The 21,979-nt window shown below is 33.7% G+C and carries 16 protein-coding genes; 11 read left to right on the top strand and 5 right to left on the bottom strand.

Annotated elements, in window-relative coordinates:
- The first annotated feature begins 100 nt into the window (after positions 1–100).
- Entirely contained in the window at positions 101–1,432 is a 1,332-nt protein-coding gene (locus Q0772_RS08840; RefSeq protein ID WP_298343130.1) for a tyrosine-type recombinase/integrase, read from the top strand.
- Between the two features lie 71 nt (positions 1,433–1,503).
- Here Q0772_RS08840 and Q0772_RS08835 read toward each other — a convergent pair whose 3' ends face one another.
- From Q0772_RS08835 to Q0772_RS08825, 3 genes are all read right to left on the bottom strand, one after another.
- Positions 1,504–1,815: a GIY-YIG nuclease family protein gene (locus Q0772_RS08835; RefSeq protein ID WP_298343127.1), complete on the bottom strand. Its 312-nt coding sequence runs from the start codon at positions 1,813–1,815 to the stop codon at positions 1,504–1,506.
- Between the two features lie 858 nt (positions 1,816–2,673).
- Positions 2,674–4,029: a DEAD/DEAH box helicase gene (locus Q0772_RS08830; protein ID WP_298343124.1), complete on the bottom strand. Its 1,356-nt coding sequence runs from the start codon at positions 4,027–4,029 to the stop codon at positions 2,674–2,676.
- Positions 4,030–4,158: 129 nt separating this feature from the next.
- Complete coding sequence (locus Q0772_RS08825) at positions 4,159–5,049, bottom strand: aldose 1-epimerase family protein (RefSeq protein WP_298343122.1); 891 nt, start codon at positions 5,047–5,049, stop codon at positions 4,159–4,161.
- Between the two features lie 139 nt (positions 5,050–5,188).
- On the opposite strand from Q0772_RS08825, the gene pabB reads away from it, so the two are divergent.
- The 3 genes from pabB to tilS all read left to right on the top strand — a co-directional run bounded on the left by pabB (position 5,189) and on the right by tilS (position 8,534).
- Entirely contained in the window at positions 5,189–6,481 is a 1,293-nt protein-coding gene (gene pabB, locus Q0772_RS08820) for an aminodeoxychorismate synthase component I (protein ID WP_298343118.1), read from the top strand.
- Positions 6,482–6,538: 57 nt separating this feature from the next.
- On the top strand, positions 6,539–7,153 hold the full coding sequence (locus tag Q0772_RS08815; protein WP_298343116.1) for a hypothetical protein: 615 nt from the start codon (positions 6,539–6,541) through the stop codon (positions 7,151–7,153).
- Between the two features lie 67 nt (positions 7,154–7,220).
- On the top strand, positions 7,221–8,534 hold the full coding sequence (gene tilS, locus Q0772_RS08810; protein ID WP_298343113.1) for a tRNA lysidine(34) synthetase TilS: 1,314 nt from the start codon (positions 7,221–7,223) through the stop codon (positions 8,532–8,534).
- Positions 8,535–8,665: 131 nt separating this feature from the next.
- Here tilS and Q0772_RS08805 read toward each other — a convergent pair whose 3' ends face one another.
- Positions 8,666–9,004: a winged helix-turn-helix transcriptional regulator gene (locus Q0772_RS08805; RefSeq protein WP_298343109.1), complete on the bottom strand. Its 339-nt coding sequence runs from the start codon at positions 9,002–9,004 to the stop codon at positions 8,666–8,668.
- A 101-nt stretch (positions 9,005–9,105) separates the two neighbouring features.
- On the opposite strand from Q0772_RS08805, the gene Q0772_RS08800 reads away from it, so the two are divergent.
- The 3 genes from Q0772_RS08800 to Q0772_RS08790 all read left to right on the top strand — a co-directional run bounded on the left by Q0772_RS08800 (position 9,106) and on the right by Q0772_RS08790 (position 12,529).
- A complete protein-coding gene (locus tag Q0772_RS08800; protein WP_298343107.1) occupies positions 9,106–9,780 on the top strand; it encodes an NAD(P)H-dependent oxidoreductase in 675 nt (224 codons plus the stop codon).
- Between the two features lie 124 nt (positions 9,781–9,904).
- Complete coding sequence (ade, locus tag Q0772_RS08795) at positions 9,905–11,527, top strand: adenine deaminase (RefSeq protein ID WP_298343103.1); 1,623 nt, start codon at positions 9,905–9,907, stop codon at positions 11,525–11,527.
- 42 nt (positions 11,528–11,569) lie between these two features.
- A complete protein-coding gene (locus Q0772_RS08790) occupies positions 11,570–12,529 on the top strand; it encodes an alpha/beta fold hydrolase (RefSeq protein WP_298343100.1) in 960 nt (319 codons plus the stop codon).
- On the opposite strand, the gene Q0772_RS08785 is transcribed toward Q0772_RS08790, so the two are convergent.
- The gene (locus Q0772_RS08785) at positions 12,526–13,995 is read right to left on the bottom strand and encodes a DASS family sodium-coupled anion symporter (RefSeq protein ID WP_298343097.1); all 1,470 of its coding nucleotides are present in this window, start codon (positions 13,993–13,995) and stop codon (positions 12,526–12,528) included. The two genes, Q0772_RS08790 and Q0772_RS08785, sit on opposite strands and share 4 nt — an antisense overlap.
- Positions 13,996–14,108: 113 nt before the next feature.
- On the opposite strand from Q0772_RS08785, the gene Q0772_RS08780 reads away from it, so the two are divergent.
- The 4 genes from Q0772_RS08780 to nirB all read left to right on the top strand — a co-directional run bounded on the left by Q0772_RS08780 (position 14,109) and on the right by nirB (position 21,968).
- Entirely contained in the window at positions 14,109–14,570 is a 462-nt protein-coding gene (locus Q0772_RS08780) for a (2Fe-2S)-binding protein (RefSeq protein WP_298343094.1), read from the top strand.
- A gap of 19 nt (positions 14,571–14,589) precedes the next feature.
- Positions 14,590–16,797 (top strand): molybdopterin cofactor-binding domain-containing protein, encoded by a 2,208-nt coding sequence (locus Q0772_RS08775; protein WP_298343092.1) that lies wholly within the window; start codon positions 14,590–14,592, stop codon positions 16,795–16,797.
- A gap of 10 nt (positions 16,798–16,807) precedes the next feature.
- A complete protein-coding gene (locus tag Q0772_RS08770; RefSeq protein WP_298343088.1) occupies positions 16,808–19,102 on the top strand; it encodes an FdhF/YdeP family oxidoreductase in 2,295 nt (764 codons plus the stop codon).
- Between the two features lie 349 nt (positions 19,103–19,451).
- A complete protein-coding gene (gene nirB, locus Q0772_RS08765) occupies positions 19,452–21,968 on the top strand; it encodes a nitrite reductase large subunit NirB (RefSeq protein WP_298343085.1) in 2,517 nt (838 codons plus the stop codon).
- Positions 21,969–21,979: the final 11 nt, after the last annotated feature.

The raw sequence follows: 21,979 nt of genomic DNA, 5'->3' as shown, positions 1-21,979 counted from the left end.
TTCCTGCGCAGGCAGGAATCCAGATTTCATTTGTTTACAAGTGTTTATAAGTTTGTTGTAGATTTTGTAAGTAAAGTAATAATTTTGAAGGATTAGACACATGTATTTAAAAGAACAAAATTCTGTGGTAGATTTAGTAAAAGCTGAGTTAGAAATAAAAAAATATCTTAAAATCAGATATTCAAATAATAGAACCATAAATTTATATACTAAACGGTTTATAGATTTGATAAAATATTACCCAGCTACAGAACCAATAAATATATCTGAATTAGAACTAAACAATTACATCAAAATCTTAATAAATCGAAAAGATTCACGAAGTCTAATAATTCAATTTATTCAAGTTGCAGAGTATTATTATAATCATATACATAAAAAGAGTTATGTAATATACAGGAAGAACTTACCAAAAGCTTCGATAAAAGATATTGATATATTAAGTCAAGAAGAGATTTTTTTAATGATTGATAATTTTAGAAACCCTAAGCATAGAGTCATTTTCGTGCTAGTTTATGCTTGTTGTCTTGATTTAAGTGAATTATTAAATATTGAATTATCCGATTTAAATACAAAAAAACCTCCATTCCATATTCGTATTAGGAAAAATAATTCGGACTCAATTCGAAAAGTATTTATATCAAAAAAGATAGTAGATTATCTTGATGAATATTGGAAAAGCTGTAAAGAAAAGCCAAAGCAATATTTGATAGAATCTACTAAGCCTAAATTAAGATATAGTAGGGCAAGTTCAGAAAAAGTAATTAAAAAATCTTTTGAAGAAGCAGGTATATCAAGTGCGTCTGTTATTAAAGCTCTTAAAAGGAGTTATATAAAACATATGCTTAATTTAGGCATACCAATGATAGTTATTTTGGAATCACTAGATATTTATCATTTTGATAGTATTAAGAAGTATACTAAAATATTTCATGGGAACATCAAAATAGACTTTACCCCGTTAGATAAATTTGTAAATAAGCCAAGTATTATTGAGCCTGAAATGCAGGATCTTGAAAAAATAATTTTCACGCTAAAGGAAAAAGATGAGCAAGAGTATTTGTTAGAGGCTATTCAATGTTTTAGAATAGGTGCATTAAAAGCTGGAATTGTATTTTCATGGTCAGCGTTTATTAGAATCTTACAAAATAGATGTGTAGAATTGGGTTTTAAGGAAATAAATACTGCAGCTATGAAATTGAAATTCACTAAGAAATTTTCAAAAATAACAGATTTTGAGACGATTAAAGAGATGAATCTTCTAAAGCTTGCTTTAGAGTTAAAGGTACTCTCAAAGCACCAAAAAATTCAAATGGATAATAATTTAGATACAAGAAATCATTGTGGTCACCCCAGTTCTTATATACTTGAAATAAATAAAGCAAAAGGTTTTATCGAAGATATTGTAAGTTTTATTAAAAATAGTAAATAAGTATAACATAAAAATATAGTGATTAAACTGAAGTTCTGTCATTCCTGCGCAGGCAGGAATCCAGAATAAAATCAATCAATTAAATACGTCCAATCTGCAGATAAATCTTCCCAGTTTGCATTATCTTCTTCAATTAAATTAATTTTCCATTGGCGTTTCCATTTCTTCATATTTTTTTCACGCTTTATGGCATCGTTTACATATTGGTAAGTTTCAAAATACATAAGTTTATCTAGTCCGTATTTTGAAGTAAAACCTTCAACGAGTTTGTTTTTGTGTTCGAACATTCTTCGTTCTAAGTCGTTTGTAACACCAATGTATAAGGTTCCGTTCTTTTTGTTGGAAAGTATATATAGGTAATATTGGTGTATGTTTTTGTGCATTTACACTTGTCTTTGAAAATGGATTCCTGCCTGCGCAGGAATGACAAAAATACTTAATAAGAACTGAATTTAGCGGATAAGTGCGTTAGGGATTGCAGCGGCATCCTTTTTAAAGCTTTAGATGTAATGAATTAGGTTTAGAACTAGGTTTAACAGATTGCCACGTCGCTCGCTCCTTGCCATGACGTTTTAAAAAGATATAGCGAAACATTTATGTTCATGAATTCAATAATTCAAAATAGAAATGCATGAATAAAAGCCCGACCTCAGCTACCGCTAGTTTATAACTAGTGGCGTTTCGAGTAAGCAATGCAAAAAAACTCGCAAACACCCAACCCCCAAATAATCTAAAACTGAATTTGGCGGATACTTGCGTTAGGGATTGCAGCGGCATCCTTTTTAAAGCTTTAGATGTAATGAATTAGGTATAGAACTGGATTTTAACAGATTGCCACGTCGCTTGCTCCTCACAATGACGTTTTAAAAAGATATAGCGAAACATTTATGTTCATGAATTCAATAATTCAAAATAGAAATGCATGAATAAAAGCCCAACCTCACGCTACCGCTAGTTTCCAACTAGTGGCGTTTCGAGTAAACAATGCAAAAAACTTGCAAATATCCAAACCCAAATAATTTAAAACTGAATTTAGCGGATAAGTGCGTTAGGGATTGAAGCGGCATCCTTTTTAAAGCTTTAGATGTAATGAATTAGGTTTAGAACTGAATTTTAACAGATTGCCACGTCGATCGCTCCTCACAATGACGTTTTAAAAAGATATAGCAAAAAGCCCGACCTAGGTCCTGAACTAAATTCAGGATATAGGTAACGCCCAACTGAAAAATTGAGACTGCGACTTATTTTCTCTTATTCCGTTTGTTATAATTTTTATCGCCTCGTGTTTTAGGCTTTTTATACTTGGCAGCTATTTTGAATTTATAGCTTCCACCGAGGTTTTCTTTAGAGTTTTTCTCGGATTTCTCATGAAAGGCTGGCCCTGGCGCATCTTCGTCTCTGCGTTTATGCGGGTTGTTGCGCTCTTTTATTTGTGGGCGTTCTTCTTCTATAAGTTCGGTAGAAATTTCAACGGTTTCGGGAAGCTCTAAAACAGGAATCGTCATTTTCATTAAGCCTTCTATGTTGGCAATGGCTTCTTGTTCCTTTTCTGTAGAAAACACTAAAGCTTCGCCTTTACGTTCGGCACGTCCTGTTCTACCAATACGATGCATGTAGTTTTCTGGAAAATCTGGTGTATCGAAATTAATAACGTGCGATACATTATCAATATCTAAACCACGCGCCATAACATCGGTGGCTATTAAAATACGGTTTTCGCCAGTTCTAAATTGCTCGATACTTCGCAATCTGTAATTCTGGGTCTTATTGGAGTGGATCACGCAGAGTTCTTCTTTAAAGAATTCGTCTAACTTATTAAACAAACGGTCTGCCATTCGTTTGAAGGCCACAAAAATTAAAACTTTGTTATACTGTTCGGTGTCATTTAATAAATGCACCAGCAAATTTACTTTGGTGTAAAAGTTAGGCACATGGTAACGCTGTTGCGAGATATTATCTAAAGGTGTACCAGATATGGCTATAGAAACGCGCTCTGGACTTTTAAAGAAATCGTTAATTAGCAAATCGACATCTTGCGTCATGGTTGCCGAAAACATGATGTTTTGTCGGCGTTGGGGTAGGATATCAAAAATATTGATAAGTTGGTGCCTGAAACCTAAATCGAGCATAATATCTACTTCATCAATCACCAGTTTTTGTATAGATTTTAGTTGCAATACTCGGCTTACAGCCAAATCGTACAAACGCCCTGGAGTGGCTACAATTATATCTAAACCTTGCGCTACGGCTTGTTTTTGTGTATTTATATTTGTGCCACCATAAACACCCAAAACACGATTGTTAATGTATTTGGATAGTTTTTCAATCTCATCTACCACCTGTACCACCAACTCACGCGTTGGTACTAAAACCAAAACCCGAGGATTATCTTGAGTGGAATATTTTAAGTTTTTAAGAATAGGCAACATATAGGCAAAGGTTTTTCCTGTACCTGTTTGTGCAATACCAACCACATCTTTTCCAGAGGCTACTACATTAAACGCTTGCTCTTGAATGGGTGTAGGCGTGGTGTAGCCTAAATCGTCTAGGGCATTAAAAAGCGGTGTGTTTAAATTTAAATCCTTGAAATGAGCCATACTATATTATGATATGATCTGAGTTTTTTAATGGTGAATTTAATCTGTTCTTATTTTTAAAATAACGACTAACAGATTAAAAGTCAAAGTAGTGCTATTTAGCCAGCAAAGTTAAGCTTATTATTCTGTTTAGACTACATGCGTATTGTGTATTTCTATACTGTAAGCAGCTTCGAAGGTTTTATGGGAAGCTAAACTTAAAATACCTACTTTATCTTCTAATTTTTGATTGGTTGTTTCGCTATCTGCAACGCCTAACCAAGGTTCTATACAAACAAAATTACCATTGGGTTTTGCCCAAATGCCTAAATATGGAAAACCTTTAAAATGAACCGAAATAATGGCGCCTTTTTTAGTACTTTTTAATGTTATTTTGCGTGACTTAGTATCTTTAAAAACCAATGCATCTGTATTGAAAAGATTGTGCGTTAATAGAATTTTTTTAGGATTATTAAATACCTCTTCTGTTTTAGAAGATATGAGCCCATTTTCCATGTTTATTAAATGCCTTTTAGAATTTTCTTCTTTTTCAAATTCTAAAACATAGTCTTCGTAGTTCTCGTTTTCAAACACAGGACATTTAAACGCTGGGTGCCCACCAACAGAGAAATACATGGTTTTATTATCTGTATTTTTAATAGTATGCTTTACCTCAAGTACATTATTATTTAAAGTATAGCTTATGTAAAATTCAAACTTAAACGGATAGTGCTTGAGAGTATCTGTGTTTGATGTTAGTTTGAATATTAAACTGTTTTTGGTTTGCTTATGTAGCGTTATAGCTTTGTTGTGTCTAACAAACCCGTGTTTTGGAAGGGTATATGTTTTACCTTCAAATGTATAAGAATCATTTTTTAAAGCGCCAATAATGGGGAAGAGGTTAGGAGCAAAACTTCCCCAAACATTTGGGTCTGCATGCCACATAAAATCGGTATTATGTTTTACAGAAGTAATTTTACATAACTCAGCACCAACATCTTGTACAGCTATTTTTAATTTATCGTTTTGTATTGAAAACATACTAATTGGTATTTTGTACAAAAGTCTTAATTTTTTAAGTATTCTAAGTAACTTTGCTTAGAATTCGTTTTAACTTTTTTTCTTTAACCGAAAATGAGAAAAATTAATTTAGATGAGGCATTCTTTATAATAATTTTATTTGAGAACAACACAAATTCATAAACTTAAAGACGTTACCAAGTTTAAAAATCTGTTACTAATTTGGGCACAGCAATTTGATGACGTGGTTTGGTTAGACTCCAATAATTACGAGCAGAAATTTACAAGTTATGATGCCGTTTTAGCGGTAGATGCTTTTACATCTATTAAAACCGATTACTACCAAGGTTTTGAGAAACTTAAAGAATATCAAAGCTATACGAAAGACTGGATTTTTGGTTATTTGGGATACGATTTAAAGAATGATATAGAACACTTAAAATCGGAAAATTTTGATGGATTAGGGTTCTCAGATTTATGTTTTTTTCAACCTAAAAAAGTGTTTCTAATTAAAAACAACCAGGTTGAGATTCAATATTTAAACGTTGTAGCCGATGATATTGAAGATGATTTGTTTGATATACGACAAGCCAAAGACCTTGCTAGAGGTAAAGTGTTTTCAGATATAAAAATTAAGCTTCGCATTCATAAAGATGCCTATTTTGATAAAGTGAATGCCATGTTAGAACACATCCATCGTGGTAATATTTATGAAGCCAATTTTTGTCAGGAGTTTTATGCCGAAAACACAAAAATAAACCCCTTAGAAACGTATCAGAAACTCAACAAAATATCAAAACCACCATTTGCTTCTTTTATTAAATTAGAAGATAAATTTATTTTAGGAGCTTCACCAGAACGCTATATTAAAAAAGAGGGTGGAACCATAATTTCTCAACCTATAAAAGGTACAGCAAAACGCTCTGATAATCAAGATGAAGATAAAAGGCTAAAAACAGCTCTAGAGCAAGACGAGAAAGAACGTAGTGAAAATATTATGATTGTCGATTTAGTGCGTAATGACCTCTCCAAAACCGCACTAAAAGGCAGTGTAAAGGTGGAAGAATTATGCAAGATTTACACATTTGATCAAGTACATCAAATGATTTCTACAGTAACCTCTAAAGTAAATCCAGAAACGCATCCTGTAGATATTATAAAAAGTACATTTCCAATGGGAAGCATGACTGGAGCGCCAAAAATCTCTGCAATGCAAATTATTGAAAACCTTGAAGAAACCAAGCGTGGTATATATTCTGGGGGTATTGGTTATTTTTCACCTCATGGCGATTTCGATTTTAATGTGGTTATAAGAAGTATCTTGTATAACGCTACAAAAAAGTACGTGTCTTACTCTGTTGGTGGTGCGATTACAGCAAAAAGCGACCCGTTAAAAGAATACGAAGAGTGTTTGGTTAAGGCTAAAGCTATGCGTGAGGTTTTGGAGAATTAAAAAGTTCATTTCACGCAACCTTTTGCAAATTAATGTATCTTGACAAAAAACCTATCTATGAAAAAGTATTTAAAATTTGTTGCCATAGCACCACTTTTTATGGCCGTTTTATGTGAAGAAGACCAAGAAGAAAATTGCGGATTTGAACCTCCAGAAGCCTACACGGTAAATATTGAAAATACAGCAACAACTTACGCTGCAAATGAAACCATTTGGTTAAATGCGCAAACTTCTTCCATGCTTATAGATAATTGTTCTGAAACCGAAAATATAGAGTTAGTAACCGATAGTGAGTTGTTTATTGACGGGTTATTTATTTTAAAACTTAACAATCAAACAGATCTTAATGCAGAGGTGTTTACAGACGCCACTATAAATTTTGATATCGGAGAGCTGTTCACTTTTAACGCATGTGTAGAATCTATTAGTTATATACCCGAACTCACTGATAACAATCAGTTTTACCAATACAGATTAGGCGTTTCAGTTAACACACCTGGTGATTATTGTGTGGTAAGCGCCTATAGTAATGCGTTTAACCTAAATACCGAAAATAACGCTCAAATATTTGAGGCTTACAACACGTTAAACGACGAAATAAGGTTTGAAAGTTGTAACACCGTATTTATCCGAACTGGAATAGACGGACATTATTTTTTTAGAGTTCAATAATATATTCTTGTATTTAATCACTTATAAATTATTGCGCACATCTTATTAATTTCAATAACTTTGATGTATGCAACAAGATTTCAAAAAACATATTGATAAAAAGTTCCCTTTCTTAAAAGAAAGAAAATTTTTAATCGCCATTTCTGGAGGTATTGATAGTGTGGTGCTAACCCATTTATGTGATAGCGCTAATTTAAATGTTGGACTAGCGCATTGCAATTTTAATCTCCGAGGAAAAGAAAGTGATGCCGATGAAGATTTCGTAGTAAACCTCGCCGAAGATTTAAATATAGAAGTCTTTACACAACGTTTTGATACCGAAGCTTACGCTAAAGATAACAAACGCTCCATCCAAATGGCAGCAAGGGAATTACGCTACAATTGGTTTGAAGAATTATCTAAACAATTACAGTTCGATTATATTTTAACAGCACACCATGCCGATGATAATTTAGAAACGTTTTTAATCAATTTTACCCGCGGTACAGGTTTAGAAGGTTTAACAGGAATCCCTGAAATTAACGACAAATTTGTACGGCCGTTATTACCATTTTCAAGCGAGCAAATTGAAGCATTTGCAACCGCTAATAACATCAAATGGCGAGAAGACAGCAGTAACAAATCTGTAAAGTATTTAAGAAATAAATTACGCCACGAGGTAGTTCCCATTTTAAAAGAAATCAATCCTAGTTTATTACAAAGTTTCCAGACTACATTAAGTAATCTTAACGATACCGCAGACATTGTTGAGGAAAGCACCAATGCCGTTTTAAAACGTGCTATTGAAACTATGAACGAGCATTTTATAACATTCAAAATTTCAGAATTCAAAAAGGTAAATAATCCAAAGGCCTACATGTTTGAAGTCTTTAAAAGTTTTGGATTTACCGAGTGGAATGATATGGTTGATTTATTGGATGCAGAAACAGGTAAGCAAGTATTATCTAACACACATCGGCTTATTAAAAACAGAGATCAGTTATTGCTAAGTCCGTTTAAGAGTAAAGCTGTAGTAAAAGAAATTAGTATTTCAGAACACGAAGCAAAAAAAGAAACTCCATTTGGTACACTATTTTTTGATGAAGCGGATGCTATTTCAAAATCTGAACAACATATAATTTACGTTGATAAGGATACATTAAAGTTTCCATTACAACTTAGAAAACGACAAGAAGGCGATGTCTTTTATCCTTTAGGTATGACAGGTAAAAAGAAGCTCAGCAAGTATTTTAAAGACGAGAAACTGTCGTTATTAGATAAAGAAAACACATGGCTATTATGCTCAGGAAATGCTATTGTTTGGGTAATAAACAAAAGAGCAGATGAACGTTTTAAAGTTACAAAAAACACAAAACAGATACTAAAAATCGAATTGAAGTAATACTCCCATACTGATTGAATTAATACTGTCACACTGAGCGTAGTCGAAGTGCTTTAGCTAGAAAGAATCGCAATTAAATTAAAACAATTTTATCTTTACTACGAAAGCAAGAATCTATAATAATAGCAACACTACTTTTCCACATGTTTTTCAATAACGTACTCGCCCCAATCGATTATAGATTGAATTAATGGTATAACACTTTTACCAAAATCCGTCAATGTATACTCAACCTTTAAAGGTGGTTTAGAAGTATAAACTTTACGCTCAATTAAACCATCATGTTCTAAAGTTTTTAATTGCAAACTCAAGGTGCGTTCTGTTACCGATGGTATTTCTTTTCGCAATTCGTTATAACGTAACGTATTGTTAATAAGATGATATAAAATAACTGTTTTCCACTTACCACCAATAATACCCATGGTTAAGCTAGTACAACACGGGTATGTTTTACCTTTAAAAGTATACATGTTCTTAAATTTTTTATAACTATCATTTATGACCGTTATTGCAAAGGTAAAATACTATACTTAAGTTTGCAACTATAAAAAGTATAGTTAAAAATTTAAATATGAAAACACCTAATATTTCTAAAGAAGAAATCCTAAATGCATTTAATTTCAGGCATGCTACAAAAGAGTTTGATGCTACAAAAAAACTATCAAAAGATGATATCGATTTCATTCTAAAAACAGCCAATTTATCACCAAGTTCTTTTGGTTTCGAGCCTTGGCATTTTATTGTAGTTCAAGACCAAGAATTGCGCGAATTACTTAAACCAGTAGCATGGGGTGCACCTGTAAAGTTAGATACAGCAAGCCATTTTGTTTTGGGTTTAAGCATGAAAGCACCAATGACAAAATGGGATGCAGATTATATTATGCACATAATGAAAGATGTAAAATACTTCCCAGAAGATGTTATAGAAATGTATTCTGGTTTTTATAAAAACTTTCAAGAAACAGATTTCGACTTAGATACCGATAAAAAGCTATTTGATTGGGCATCAAAACAAACGTATATCGCTTTAGCAAATATGATGACAGCTGCGGCATTACATGGTATAGATAGTTGCCCAATAGAAGGTTTTCATCAAGAAAAAACAGAAGCTTTGTTGCAAGAAAAGTTTGGAGTAGACACTACTAAGTACGGATTGTCTTATATGGTCGCTTTTGGGCATAGAAAAGCAGCTCCAGAACATCCAAAAACAAGAAGACCTCTTGAGGATGTTGTAACCTGGAAATAGTATTTCATTTTACTGTAGCTAGAATAAAAAAAGAATTGAACGAAAGTTTGATTCTTTTTGTTTTTTATACATAAAATAACCTCGTAAATTCGTTATTTCAAAAGCTTCTATGCATAGTATAATCATGAAACTAAAGGGTAACATTGTAGATATACAGCAAAAGCGAATTTTTAAGGGTGAAATAACCATTGAAGGTAACAAAATAGTATCTATTGAAGAAAAGCAACATGATGTAAACCATTATATCTTGCCCGGTTTTATAGATGCACATATTCACATAGAAAGTTCTATGTTGGTACCATCAGAATTTGCCAAAATAGCTGTAAAACATGGTACTGTTGCTACAGTGTCTGATCCACATGAAATTGCCAATGTTTTAGGCGTTAAAGGTGTGGAGTTTATGATAGAAAACGGAAAGCAAGTACCGTTTAAATTCAATTTTGGAGCACCATCTTGTGTACCTGCAACCAATTTTGAATCAGCAGGAGCAACTATAGATTCTGAAGGAATTAAAAGCTTATTGAAAAAGCCAGACATCAAGTATCTCGCAGAAATGATGAATTACCCAGGCGTATTATTTGATGATGCGGAGGTATTGAAAAAAATAGAATGGGCAAAATATTTTAATAAGCCTGTTGATGGTCATGCGCCAGGAGTTAGAGGTGCAGATATTTCAAAATATATAAGCGCTGGAATCTCAACCGATCATGAGTGTTTTACTTTCGATGAAGCCTTAGAGAAACTTCAAAAAGGCATGAAAATTTTAATCCGTGAGGGGAGTGCTGCCAAAAATTTTGAAGCTTTAATCGATTTATTGCCAGAGTATTTTGAACGTATTATGTTTTGTAGTGATGATAAGCATCCAGATGATTTAATTGTGGGACATATCAATCAATTGTGTGCCAGAGCAGTTTCAAAAGGTATAGATGTGTTTAAAGTATTGCAAGCGGCTTGTGTTAATCCAGTAAAGCACTACAGTTTAGATGTTGGGCTATTGCAAGTTGGAGATGTTGCTGATGTTATAATAGTAGAGGACTTAAAAGATTTCAAAACGCTTCAAACTTACATTGATGGCGAATTGGTTTTTGATACTGGGAAATCATTAATTAAGTCTGCCGAATTCGAAAATATAAATAATTTTAATTGCGACCCTAAATCAGTTTCAGATTTTAAATTTGAATCATCTTCAAAACAAATACGGGTTATTGAAGCTTTAGAGGGGCAATTGGTAACCAATGAATTAATCGCTGAAGCTACTATTAAAAATGGTAATTTAGTATCGAATACAGGTAATGATATTCTAAAAATGACGGTAGTAAACCGTTATCAAAATCAAAAACCCGCAGTAGCATTTATTAAAAATTTTGGGTTAAATGAAGGTGCTATTGCATCATCTGTAGGCCACGACTCTCATAATATCATTGCTGTTGGAGTGTCAGATGAAGCCATTTGTAAAGCGGTTAATTTAGTTATTGAAAATAAAGGTGGTATTTGTGCTGTTTCTGATTCAAAAGAAAAAATAATACCGCTTCCAGTAGCAGGAATCATGAGTGATAAAAATGCTGAGACTATTGGGCATCAATATGCTGAATTGGATAATATGGCTAAATCTTTAGGTTGTACACTAAATGCTCCTTACATGACACTTTCGTTTATGGCATTGTTAGTAATTCCATCTTTAAAACTGAGTGATAAAGGCTTATTCAACGGAAAAGATTTTAAATTTTCATCTTTAGAATTGGAATAAACTTATTTACCAATAACCAAAAACCAATAACCAATAACCAAAATGCCAATAGTAGAATCAACTTATAAACCGCCATTTTATTTAAAAAATGGATTTATTTCAACAGTGTATTCTGGTTTAATTCGGCGTGTTTCTTTAAAACAAAAGCGAGAGCGCATCACTTTAAATGATGGTGATTTTTTAGATTTAGATTGGAGTTTTTCTAAGGTAAAATCTGATAAGCTTGTGATATTATTGCATGGTTTAGAAGGTAACGGGCAACGTCCTTATATAACTGGTACAGCAAAATTATTCAATGAAAATGGTATAGATGCGGTTTGTATAAACTTTAGAGGGTGCAGTGGTGAGGATAATTTGAAATATTACAGCTATCATTCAGGAGAAACAAAAGATTTAAAGGCAGTAATAAAACATATTATTTCTAATAAAACATATTCTGAAATTTATTTAAAAGGTATAAGTCTTGGAGCAAATGTTATTTTAAAATATTTGGGAGAGGAAGATATTTTTCCTTATCAAATTAAAGCAGCTATAGCTGTTTCTGTGCCTTGTTACTTAACAGGTTCTGCAAAAGAGTTGCATACTTTTAAAAACAAATTATATCATGATAGATTTTTAAAACATCTTCTCAAAAGATTAAAAATAAAGCAAAAGCAATTTCCTGAGTCTTTAACTACAGATGCGTTCAATTCTATAAAAACACTAACAGATTTTGATAATGTTTATACAGCCAAGGCTCATGGTTTTGAAGATGCATTAGATTATTACATGAGATGTAGTAGTTTACAATTTCTGCCTAATATAAAATTACCAACTTTAATAATAAATGCATTGAATGATTCTTTTTTATCGCCAGAATGTTATCCTGTTAAAGAGGCAAAAAATAATCCGTATGTATTCCTAGAAATGCCTAATTATGGTGGGCATGCAGGTTTTATTGCACCAAAGAATATTTATTTCAATGAGAAACGCGCACTAGAATTTGTAAATGATAACACCTAGTTTTTTAGACTCTCAGGAAAGCCTTCAATAACAATATTCCATAATTCAGGAAGTACAAAATACACAAACAGTGTTAGTATTATAATTGAAATAATATTCATAACAACCCCTTTACTTACCATATCGGGAATGCGTAAATAACCAGAACCAAATACAACAGCATTAGGAGGCGTAGCAACAGGAAGCATAAACGCACAAGAAGCAGCAACTGCAGCCGCAACCATTAAAACAAAAGGATGAACATCTATGGTTAGTGCCATTGGTGCAAGAACAGGTAAAAGCATCGCTGTTGTAGCAAGGTTTGATGTAATTTCTGTGAGGAAATTTACTGCGCTAATGATCAATAAGATTAGTATTATAGTGCTTATCCCCTCAAGGGATGTCATTTGATTTCCAATCCATAAGGCTAGTCCACTAGTTTCAAAACCTTTAGCTAAAGCCATTCCACCTCCGAATAAAAGGATAATGCCCCAAGGTAAATTCTTAGTGTCATTCCAAGTTAATATCTTTTTATGTTTTGTTTTTGAGGGAATAATAAATAAGATAACAGCAAAGAAAATGGCTATAATGGTATCGTCGATTTGTGGTAATATTTTTTTTAGTAAAAAAGACCGTGTGATCCAACAAAATGCAGTTAAGGCAAAAACGATGGCGATAATTTTTTCTTCATAGGTCATTTTTCCTAAGGTAGTTAGTAATCGTTTAATCTCTTGTTTACCGCCTGGGAATTCTTTTTGTTTAAATATAAATGCAAACTTGGTTAAATACTTCCAACAGATAAAAAGTAGAATAATAGATATTGGAAATCCGAATATAAACCACTGTGAGAATGTAATTTCATAACCATAAGTTTCTGAAACAATTCCTGCTAAAACTAAATTTGGAGGTGTGCCAATTAAAGTTGCAATACCTCCAATAGAAGCACTATAAGCTATGGCGAGCATTAAGGCTTTTCCAAAAATTAAGTTTTCATTTTCGTCCGTTCTAGGGTTATCTTTTAATTGTTTGATGATGGCTATTCCTATTGGAAGCATCATAACTGAAGTTGCTGTATTAGAAATCCACATGGATAAAAAAGCCGTAGCAAGCATAAAGCCTAGAATGATTTTCTGGATATTAGACCCGATAATATTGATGATGTTAAGCGCTATACGTTTATGTAAATTCCATTTTTCAATAGCTATAGCAATAATAAATCCACCTAGATATAAAAACACAAATTTATGACCAAAAGATGCAGTAGTTGAACCAATATCTAAACTTCCTGTAAGTGGAAATAATACAATAGGTAATAGTGCTGTGGCAGCAATTGGAATAGCTTCAGTAATCCACCAAATAGCAATCCAAACTGTTGAAGCTAAAATACCATTTGCATTATTAGATAAGCCTTCTGGATAAAAAAACAACCGAATTATTATAAATATAATTGGTCCAAGTAATAACCCTATGCGTTTGGTAGTTTTCATATTTTCAACTTTTATAATATCATTTATATACCTAAAACAATGTTAAAAGAATTTAATAGATAAAAATAACTTTAATTTTTTTGTAATTTACTGTCAGAATAAATATTACGACTATGCCAACATTCAACTTAAAAATCAATGGAAAAACGCATACTGTTGAAACAGATGCAGATACGCCGCTATTGTGGGTGCTTCGAGACCATATTAACCTCGTAGGGACAAAATTTGGTTGTGGTATTGGGCAATGTGGAGCTTGCACTGTGCACATAGATGGGAATGCCACAAGAAGTTGTTTGCTACAAGTATCACAGATAGAAGATGCTGCTATAACTACCATTGAAGGGTTGTCTGAAGATGGAAGTCATCCTGTACAACAAGCTTGGAAAGAAATTGATGTGCCACAATGTGGCTACTGTCAATCTGGACAGATTATGACCGCTTCTGCGTTCTTAAATGAAAATCCAAATCCCACAAATAATGATATTCGAAATGCTATGAATGGTAATATTTGTAGATGTGCCTCTTATAATAGTATTGAGGAAGCAGTTAAGGTTGCTTCAGAAAAATTAAGTTAACCTATTTATAAAAGACAAAATGAAAGATACATTTAGTAGAAGATCATTCTTAAAAACATCAGCACTTGCAAGTGGTGGTATGTTAATTGGGTTTAATTTATTTAATGCCTGTAAATCAGATGTTAAAATGCCTGTAGATTTAAGTAGCCTTAACTACAAGGATTTTAATGCTTATATTAAAATATCTCCAGAAGGTAAGGTAACCATCTATTCTGTAAATCCAGAAATAGGACAAGGTGTAAAAACATCGATGCCTATGATAATTGCAGAAGAGTTAGATGTGGCTTGGGATGACGTTTATGTGGTACAGGCACCATTGGATACTGAAAATTTTAGTGGACAAGTGGCTGGTGGTAGTCAGTCCATTCGAAGAAGTTGGCAACCATTAAGAGAAACAGGTGCAACGGCAAAACAGATGTTGATTAATGCTGCTGCTGCACGTTGGGGCGTTGACGCTAAGACGTGTAGTGCTAAAGAAGCTGTTATTTATAATGCTAATGGAGATACTTTAGGTTATGGTGATGTTGTGGAAGCAGCTGCTATTTTAGATGTTCCAGAGGAAGTGACTTTAAAAGATCCAAATGACTTTACCATCATTGGTAAGGGAAAAGGTAATGTAGATATGGATAAAATCATTACAGGAAAACCACTCTTTGGGTTAGACTATAAAGAAGAAGGTATGGTGTATGCTTCTGTATTAAGACCACCTGCATTCGGACAAATGTTAGAATCTTATGATGCATCAAAAGCTAAGGAATTACCTGGCGTTATAGATGTAATTACTATAGGCGAAAAAGCAAGAACTTTACTAAGCGAAGGTAAACCTAATTGGAGTGTAAAATTGAGCACAACGGACAAAGTTGTGGTTATTGGAAAAACAACTTGGGACGTAATAAAAGGTAAAAAAGAAATAACAGCGACGTGGAAAACAGACTCCGATTTAGAAAGTACTGAAGACCATGATGAAAAACTGTTAAGTTTATTACATGGTAAAAAGTTTAGAACCCGACGTAAAGACGGGAATGTTAAAAAGGCATTTGCAAATGCTGATAAAGTGTTAGAACGTGTTTATGAATCCACGTTTTTACCGCATAATACGATGGAACCTATGAATTTCTTTGCGAATGTTACTGAAGATAAAGTGCATTTGGTTGGACCAACACAAACTCCTGAAGCTGCAGAAGGTGCGGTTGCCAGTATGCTTGGGAGACCTGTAGAAGATATTCATGTTGATCTTACTAGAATGGGAGGCGGTTTTGGTAGACGTTTATATAATGATTATGTTTTAGAGGCAGCCGAAATTTCAGATGCTATTAAAAAGCCCGTAAAAATGGTATCTACAAGAGAAGATGATATGGCAACAGGTGTTTACAGGCCTGCAAGCAAATATAAAATTTCCGCTTCTATAAAAGATGGTAAGTTAACAGGCTATCATTTAAAAGAAGCTTGTATAAATGGCAATATGTATGGGTTAATTCCAAATTTCTTTCCTGCGGGTGCTATTGAAAATTATCAAGTAGATAGTGTACGATTAAAAAGTAATATAAGCGTAGGAGCGTGGAGAGCGCCCTATACTAATTTTTTAGCGAGTGCAGAACAAAGCTTCTTTGATGAATTAGCTGAGGAGTTGGGTATAGATCGTGTGCAATTGCATATGGATTTATTAGATAATGTAAAGAAGAATCCTGATGCAAACATAGAGTACAGTCCAGAACGCTTGCAAGGGGTGTTAAAAAAGGTGGTAGAAGTTTCTAATTGGGGTAAAACTGCAGATGATGTTTATCAAGGTTTATCTGTGTATTATTGCCATAACACACATGTTGCTGAGGTTGCAGATGTGATTATGGAAAATGGATTTCCTGTGGTTAAAAAAGTAACTTGTGCTATAGATTGTGGTATTGTCGTAAATCCTCTGGGAGCTATGAATCAAGCTAAAGGTGGTGTTTTAGATGGTATTGGTCATGCGTTATATGCTGATTTTAGTTTTAAAGATGGTGTGCCATCTGTAAATAATTTTAATGGTTACCAATTGATACGAATGGCGCAAACTCCAAAAGTAGATGTGCATTTTATTGAAAGTGATGTTGCACCAACAGGTCTTGGAGAACCTACGTTACCACCAGTAGGTGCTGCGGTTGCTAATGCCATTTATAAGGCTACAGGAAATCGTTTAACTAAATTTCCATACGCAAAGTACATTAATGTTGAAGAAAAAATTATAGGTTAATACGTTTTAAATGGCATTATCACCAAAGAATAAGGCTAAAACACCAGAAGAATTTTTAAAAATAGAAACTACCCAACGTCCAAAAAATAGCGTTGGGTTTTCTGCTATTAAAAACTCTATTGGTCAAGTGTCAAAGTACATGAAAATTACTGATGCGTTTAAGCTAGCTAAAAAAATGAACCAGAAAGGTGGTTTTGATTGCCCAGGTTGTGCGTGGCCAGATCCAGATGATGAGCGTTCTTCGCTAGGTGAATTTTGTGAAAATGGTATTAAAGCTATTGCAGAAGAAGCGCAAAGCAAAACTATTGGTAAAGACTTTTTTACTAAACATTCAGTAGATGAATTGTCGAGTTGGTCTGATTTTGAAATTGGTAAGTCCGGACGATTAGCAGAACCTATGTTCCTTCCTGAAGGAGCAACACATTATCAACCTATAGATTGGAAAGCTGCTTTTAAAAAAGTTAGCGAACATTTAAATGCTTTAAAAAATCCTGATGAAGCAGTTTTTTATACTTCAGGAAGAACAACCAATGAAGCTGCTTTTTTATATCAGTTATTTGTTCGTGAATATGGTACATCAAATTTACCAGATTGTTCAAACATGTGTCATGAAGCGAGTGGAAGTGCTTTATCTGAAACCTTAGGAATTGGTAAAGGATCTGTAACCTTAGATGATTTATATAAAGCTGAAGTAGTTATAGTTGTTGGGCAAAATCCAGGAACAAACCATCCAAGAATGTTAACAGCTCTAGAAAAAACAAAAAAAAATGGTGGTAAAATAATAGCAATCAATCCATTACCTGAAGCAGGATTGATAAAGTTTACTAATCCGCAAAGTCCAGTAAAACTTATGTCAGGAGGCACTCAAATAGCTGATATTTTTGTGCCAATTACAATAAATGGAGATGTAGCATTTTTTAAAGCGATATTATTAAAATTATTAGAGCAAGAAGAACTAAAAGGTAATGTGTTTGATAAAGTATTTATAAATGAATTTACTCAAGGTTATGACGCTTTTATTTCAGATTTAAAAACGTATGATTTTAATGAATGTTTGGAAGCTTCAGGTATTTCAAAAGCTATTTTTGATGAAGTATTTGACTTAATTCTGAATAATAATAAAATCATTATTTGTTGGGCAATGGGTTTAACGCAGCACGAAAATGCTGTGGATAATATTCGCGAATTAGTCAATTTATTGCTATTAAAAGGTAGTATAGGTAAAGAAGGTGCTGGGACTTGCCCAGTACGAGGGCATTCTAATGTACAAGGCGATAGAACTGTAGGTATTTGGGAATCTGCACCTCAAGCATTCCTAGATAAAATAGAAGCTAAATATGGATTTAAACCAACTAATAAACACGGTTATTCTGTAATAGATGCTATAAAAGCTATGTATCAAGAAAAGGCTAAAGTGTTTATTGGTATGGGAGGTAATTTTATTTCTGCAGTTCCAGATACATTTTACTCAGCTCAAGCTTTGGCAAATTGTAATTTAACAGTTCATGTCAGTACTAAGCTTAATCGTTCGCATTTAGTCACAGGAAAAGAGGCTTTAATTTTGCCATGTTTAGGACGTACAGAAAAAGACTATCAAAAATCAGGAATTCAAATGCAAAGTGTAGAGAATTCTATGGGTGTAGTACATACTACAAAAGGGGTTTTAGAACCGTGTTCAGATAATTTGCTAAGTGAGGTTGCCGTAGTATGTGGTCTAGCAAATGCGACTTTAAGGGAAAAGTCTAAAGTAAAATGGTTACAATATCAGGATGATTATAATCTAGTCCGAGAGGATATAGCTGAGGTTGTTGCTGGTTTTACTGATTATAACAAAAAGTTAAAACAGCCAGCAGGTTTTTATTTGCCTAATGGTGCTCGTATTAGACAATTTAAAACCAAAACAGGAAAAGCAAATTTTAGCAAGAATAAGTTACCAAAGTGGCAATTAAAAGAAAATGAATTAATAATGATGACAATTCGCAGTCACGATCAATTTAATACCACTATTTATGGTTTAGATGATAGATATAGAGGTGTTTATAACGAACGCCGCATTATTTTCATGAATCGAGAAGATATGAAACTACGTAGTTTGGAAACGTACGATGTAGTAAATTTAAAATCAGAATACAACGGTGTCACTCGAGAGGCCAATAGTTTTAAAGTTGTAGGTTATGATATTCCCAAAAACTGTTGTGCTACGTATTTCCCAGAAACCAATATATTAGTTCCCCTAGATAGTTTTGCTCATACAGCTAAAACACCAGCATCAAAAAGTGTACGCATCACAGTTCATAAAGTATAAAACAATTATCTGTGTTTTTTTTGGCGTTACCCAAGGGGGTCGGGCTTTCCACTAATAGTTTTGGCTCGATGCACGCCTCGCCAAAAGCTGCCGTTTCAATCCCTAACGCGTCTTTCTGCTAGATAATGGCTAAATCGTCTAGAACGTTTTTACTTGCTAGTATTATTCTAAAAACTTCGTATGAAAATCTTAAATTTTCAATAAAAAATCTATGTCAAATTTCTGAAAAGATAATTATCAACCTACCAATTTGAGAAATCTTCAATAATTACTATCATACGTAAATTTATTAATTTTTTATATATAAAAATAAGTATAAATACTTAGTTTTGTTTTCAAATACGTAATTATGCAACAAGTTATTGTAGTTGGAAATGGAATGGTAGGTTATAAATTTTGTGAAAAATTTGTAGCACAAGCTGAAAGTAAAGATTTTAAAATCACAATATTTGGTGAAGAACCAAGACCAGCTTATGATAGAGTTCATTTAAGTGAGTTCTTTGAAAACCAAGATGCTAAAGCTTTAGAAATGGCACCAGCAGAATGGTATGCTGAACATAATGTTGACTTAATTACTGGTGAGCGTGTTGCTGATATCAACAGAAGTTCAAAAACAATTACCACAGCTAAGGATCGTGAGTTTTCTTATGATTATTTAGTATTAGCAACGGGGTCATCACCCTTTGTGCCGCCAATAAAAGGCGTAGAGAAAGAAGGTGTGTTTGTTTACAGAACTATTGAAGATTTAGAGGATATGCTGGCTTATGCCGCTAAAATTAATGCAGAAAAGTCAGATGGTAGAGCTGCAATTTTAGGTGGCGGTTTATTAGGCTTAGAGGCTGGAAAAGCAGTTTTAGATATGGGTCTAGAACCACATGTTGTAGAGTTTGCCTCTAAACTCATGCCAAGGCAATTAGATTCTAGAAGCTCGCAAGTGTTGCAATTAAAATTAGAATCTATTGGGTTAAATATTCACTTAAGTAAAGCTACAAATCAAATTTTAGGCGATGGCAAAATTACGGCTATGGAGTTTGGTGAAGATGATGTGCTAGATGTTGATATGCTAATAGTTTCAGCAGGAATTAGACCTAGAGATGAATTAGCTAGAGCTTGCGGATTAGAGGTTGGTGTGCGTGGTGGTGTTGTGGTAGATAATACCATGAAAACTTCAGATGCGCATATTTACGCCATTGGTGAGATTGCATTGTACAACCAAATGATATACGGTTTGGTAGCTCCAGGATATGATATGGCAGATGTTGCAGTGCAACAAATTATTGGAAATACCGATAAGCTAATGCCAGCAGATATTGATATGTCTACCAAATTAAAATTAATTGGTGTTGATGTCGCAAGTTTTGGAGAACCGTTTATGCCTGCTTCTAAAGGGCATTCCATCATATTCGAAAATAAAACACAGCATTTATACAAACGTATTAATGTAAGTCATGATGGGAAAAAATTACTAGGTGGTATTCTAGTTGGTGATGCTGCAGATTATAGCATGTTACATCAAGTATATTTAAACGGTATGGCCATTCCAGAAGATCCTGCGCAATTAATATTGCCTACTAGCGAGGGTGGTGCATTGCTTGGTGATGTTATGGATTTACCAGACGAAGCTCAAATATGTTCTTGCGAGAGTGTAACCAAAGGCCAAATTTGTGGTGTTATAGAAAGCGGAGAAGCTACAGATTTAGGTAGCGTTGTAAGCTGTACTAAAGCAGGTACGGGTTGTGGCGGTTGTAAACCTATGGTTGCAGATTTAACAAATGCAACGCTTAAATCTTTAGGTATTGAAGTTAAAGATTCGGTGTGTGAACATTTTGATTATAACAGACAAGATTTATATAAAATTATAGAAGTAAAAGGTTATACAACATTTAACGAGGTTTTAGATAACTATGGTAATGGTGGTCATGGATGTGAGTTGTGTAAGCCACTTATTGCATCTTTAATGGCAACAATACATGCTGATACTGCTAATAAGGAATATGCGATTCAAGACTCCAATGATAGGTTTTTAGCAAATATTCAACGTAATGGGACATATTCTGTAGTACCACGTGTTCCGGGTGGTGAAATTACACCTGATAAATTAATTGCTCTTGGCCAAATAGCTAAAAAATACGATTTATATACAAAGGTTACAGGCGGTGTGCGTATAGATTTATTTGGTGCCACCTTAAATCAGTTGCCTTTAATTTGGAAAGAATTAATTAGCCATGGTTTTGAAAGCGGGCATGCTTATGGAAAATCGCTGAGAACTGTAAAAACCTGTGTAGGTTCAACATGGTGTCGTTATGGTATGGATGAAAGTGTAAGCTTTGGTATAGAGTTAGAAAACCGCTACAGAGGCATTAGAGCACCGCATAAAATAAAAGGTGGTGTATCTGGATGTATTCGCGAATGTGCTGAGGCACGTGGTAAGGATTTTGGTTTAATTGCTGTTGAAGGTGGATGGAATTTATATGTTGGAGGAAACGGTGGTGCAAATCCGCGTCATGCTGAATTATTTGCTGAACAAATAGATAATGCTACGGTCATAAAATACTTAGATAGGTATTTAATGTTTTACATGAGAACTGCAAAACCACTACAACGTACTGCTGCATGGCAAGAACGTCTTGAAGGTGGTTTGGATTACTTGAAAGAAGTCATTATAGAAGATAAATTAGGTATTGCAGAAGATTTAGAAAAGGAAATGCAAACCTTAGTTAATAGGTTTGAATGTGAGTGGACACAGGCGGTTAACGATCCAGAAATGATGAAACGTTTTAACCATTTTGTGAATAGTGAGGATGAAGATGATAACTTGGTTTTTGTGCCAATGCGCGATCAAAAAATGCCAGAACCTTGGGTGTAATTAACAGTAAT

Source organism: uncultured Algibacter sp. (assembly GCF_947490405.1).
Taxonomy (GTDB): Bacteria; Bacteroidota; Bacteroidia; order Flavobacteriales; family Flavobacteriaceae; genus Algibacter_B.
The sequence above is the reverse complement of the archived record's forward strand: the minus strand, read 5'-3'. Positions and strand labels throughout refer to the sequence as shown.

Coding starts and splice junctions, on each gene's coding strand:
- Q0772_RS08835 (WP_298343127.1), bottom strand. CDS start 1,815: ATGCACAAAAACATACACCAATATTACCTATATATACTTTCCAACAAA.
- tilS (WP_298343113.1), top strand. CDS start 7,221: ATGCAACAAGATTTCAAAAAACATATTGATAAAAAGTTCCCTTTCTTA.
- Q0772_RS08800 (WP_298343107.1), top strand. CDS start 9,106: ATGAAAACACCTAATATTTCTAAAGAAGAAATCCTAAATGCATTTAAT.
- Q0772_RS08825 (WP_298343122.1), bottom strand. CDS start 5,049: ATGTTTTCAATACAAAACGATAAATTAAAAATAGCTGTACAAGATGTT.
- nirB (WP_298343085.1), top strand. CDS start 19,452: ATGCAACAAGTTATTGTAGTTGGAAATGGAATGGTAGGTTATAAATTT.
- Q0772_RS08785 (WP_298343097.1), bottom strand. CDS start 13,995: ATGAAAACTACCAAACGCATAGGGTTATTACTTGGACCAATTATATTT.
- Q0772_RS08775 (WP_298343092.1), top strand. CDS start 14,590: ATGAAAGATACATTTAGTAGAAGATCATTCTTAAAAACATCAGCACTT.
- Q0772_RS08805 (WP_298343109.1), bottom strand. CDS start 9,004: ATGTATACTTTTAAAGGTAAAACATACCCGTGTTGTACTAGCTTAACC.
- ade (WP_298343103.1), top strand. CDS start 9,905: ATGAAACTAAAGGGTAACATTGTAGATATACAGCAAAAGCGAATTTTT.
- Q0772_RS08830 (WP_298343124.1), bottom strand. CDS start 4,029: ATGGCTCATTTCAAGGATTTAAATTTAAACACACCGCTTTTTAATGCC.
- Q0772_RS08815 (WP_298343116.1), top strand. CDS start 6,539: ATGAAAAAGTATTTAAAATTTGTTGCCATAGCACCACTTTTTATGGCC.
- Q0772_RS08770 (WP_298343088.1), top strand. CDS start 16,808: ATGGCATTATCACCAAAGAATAAGGCTAAAACACCAGAAGAATTTTTA.
- Q0772_RS08840 (WP_298343130.1), top strand. CDS start 101: ATGTATTTAAAAGAACAAAATTCTGTGGTAGATTTAGTAAAAGCTGAG.
- Q0772_RS08790 (WP_298343100.1), top strand. CDS start 11,570: ATGCCAATAGTAGAATCAACTTATAAACCGCCATTTTATTTAAAAAAT.
- Q0772_RS08780 (WP_298343094.1), top strand. CDS start 14,109: ATGCCAACATTCAACTTAAAAATCAATGGAAAAACGCATACTGTTGAA.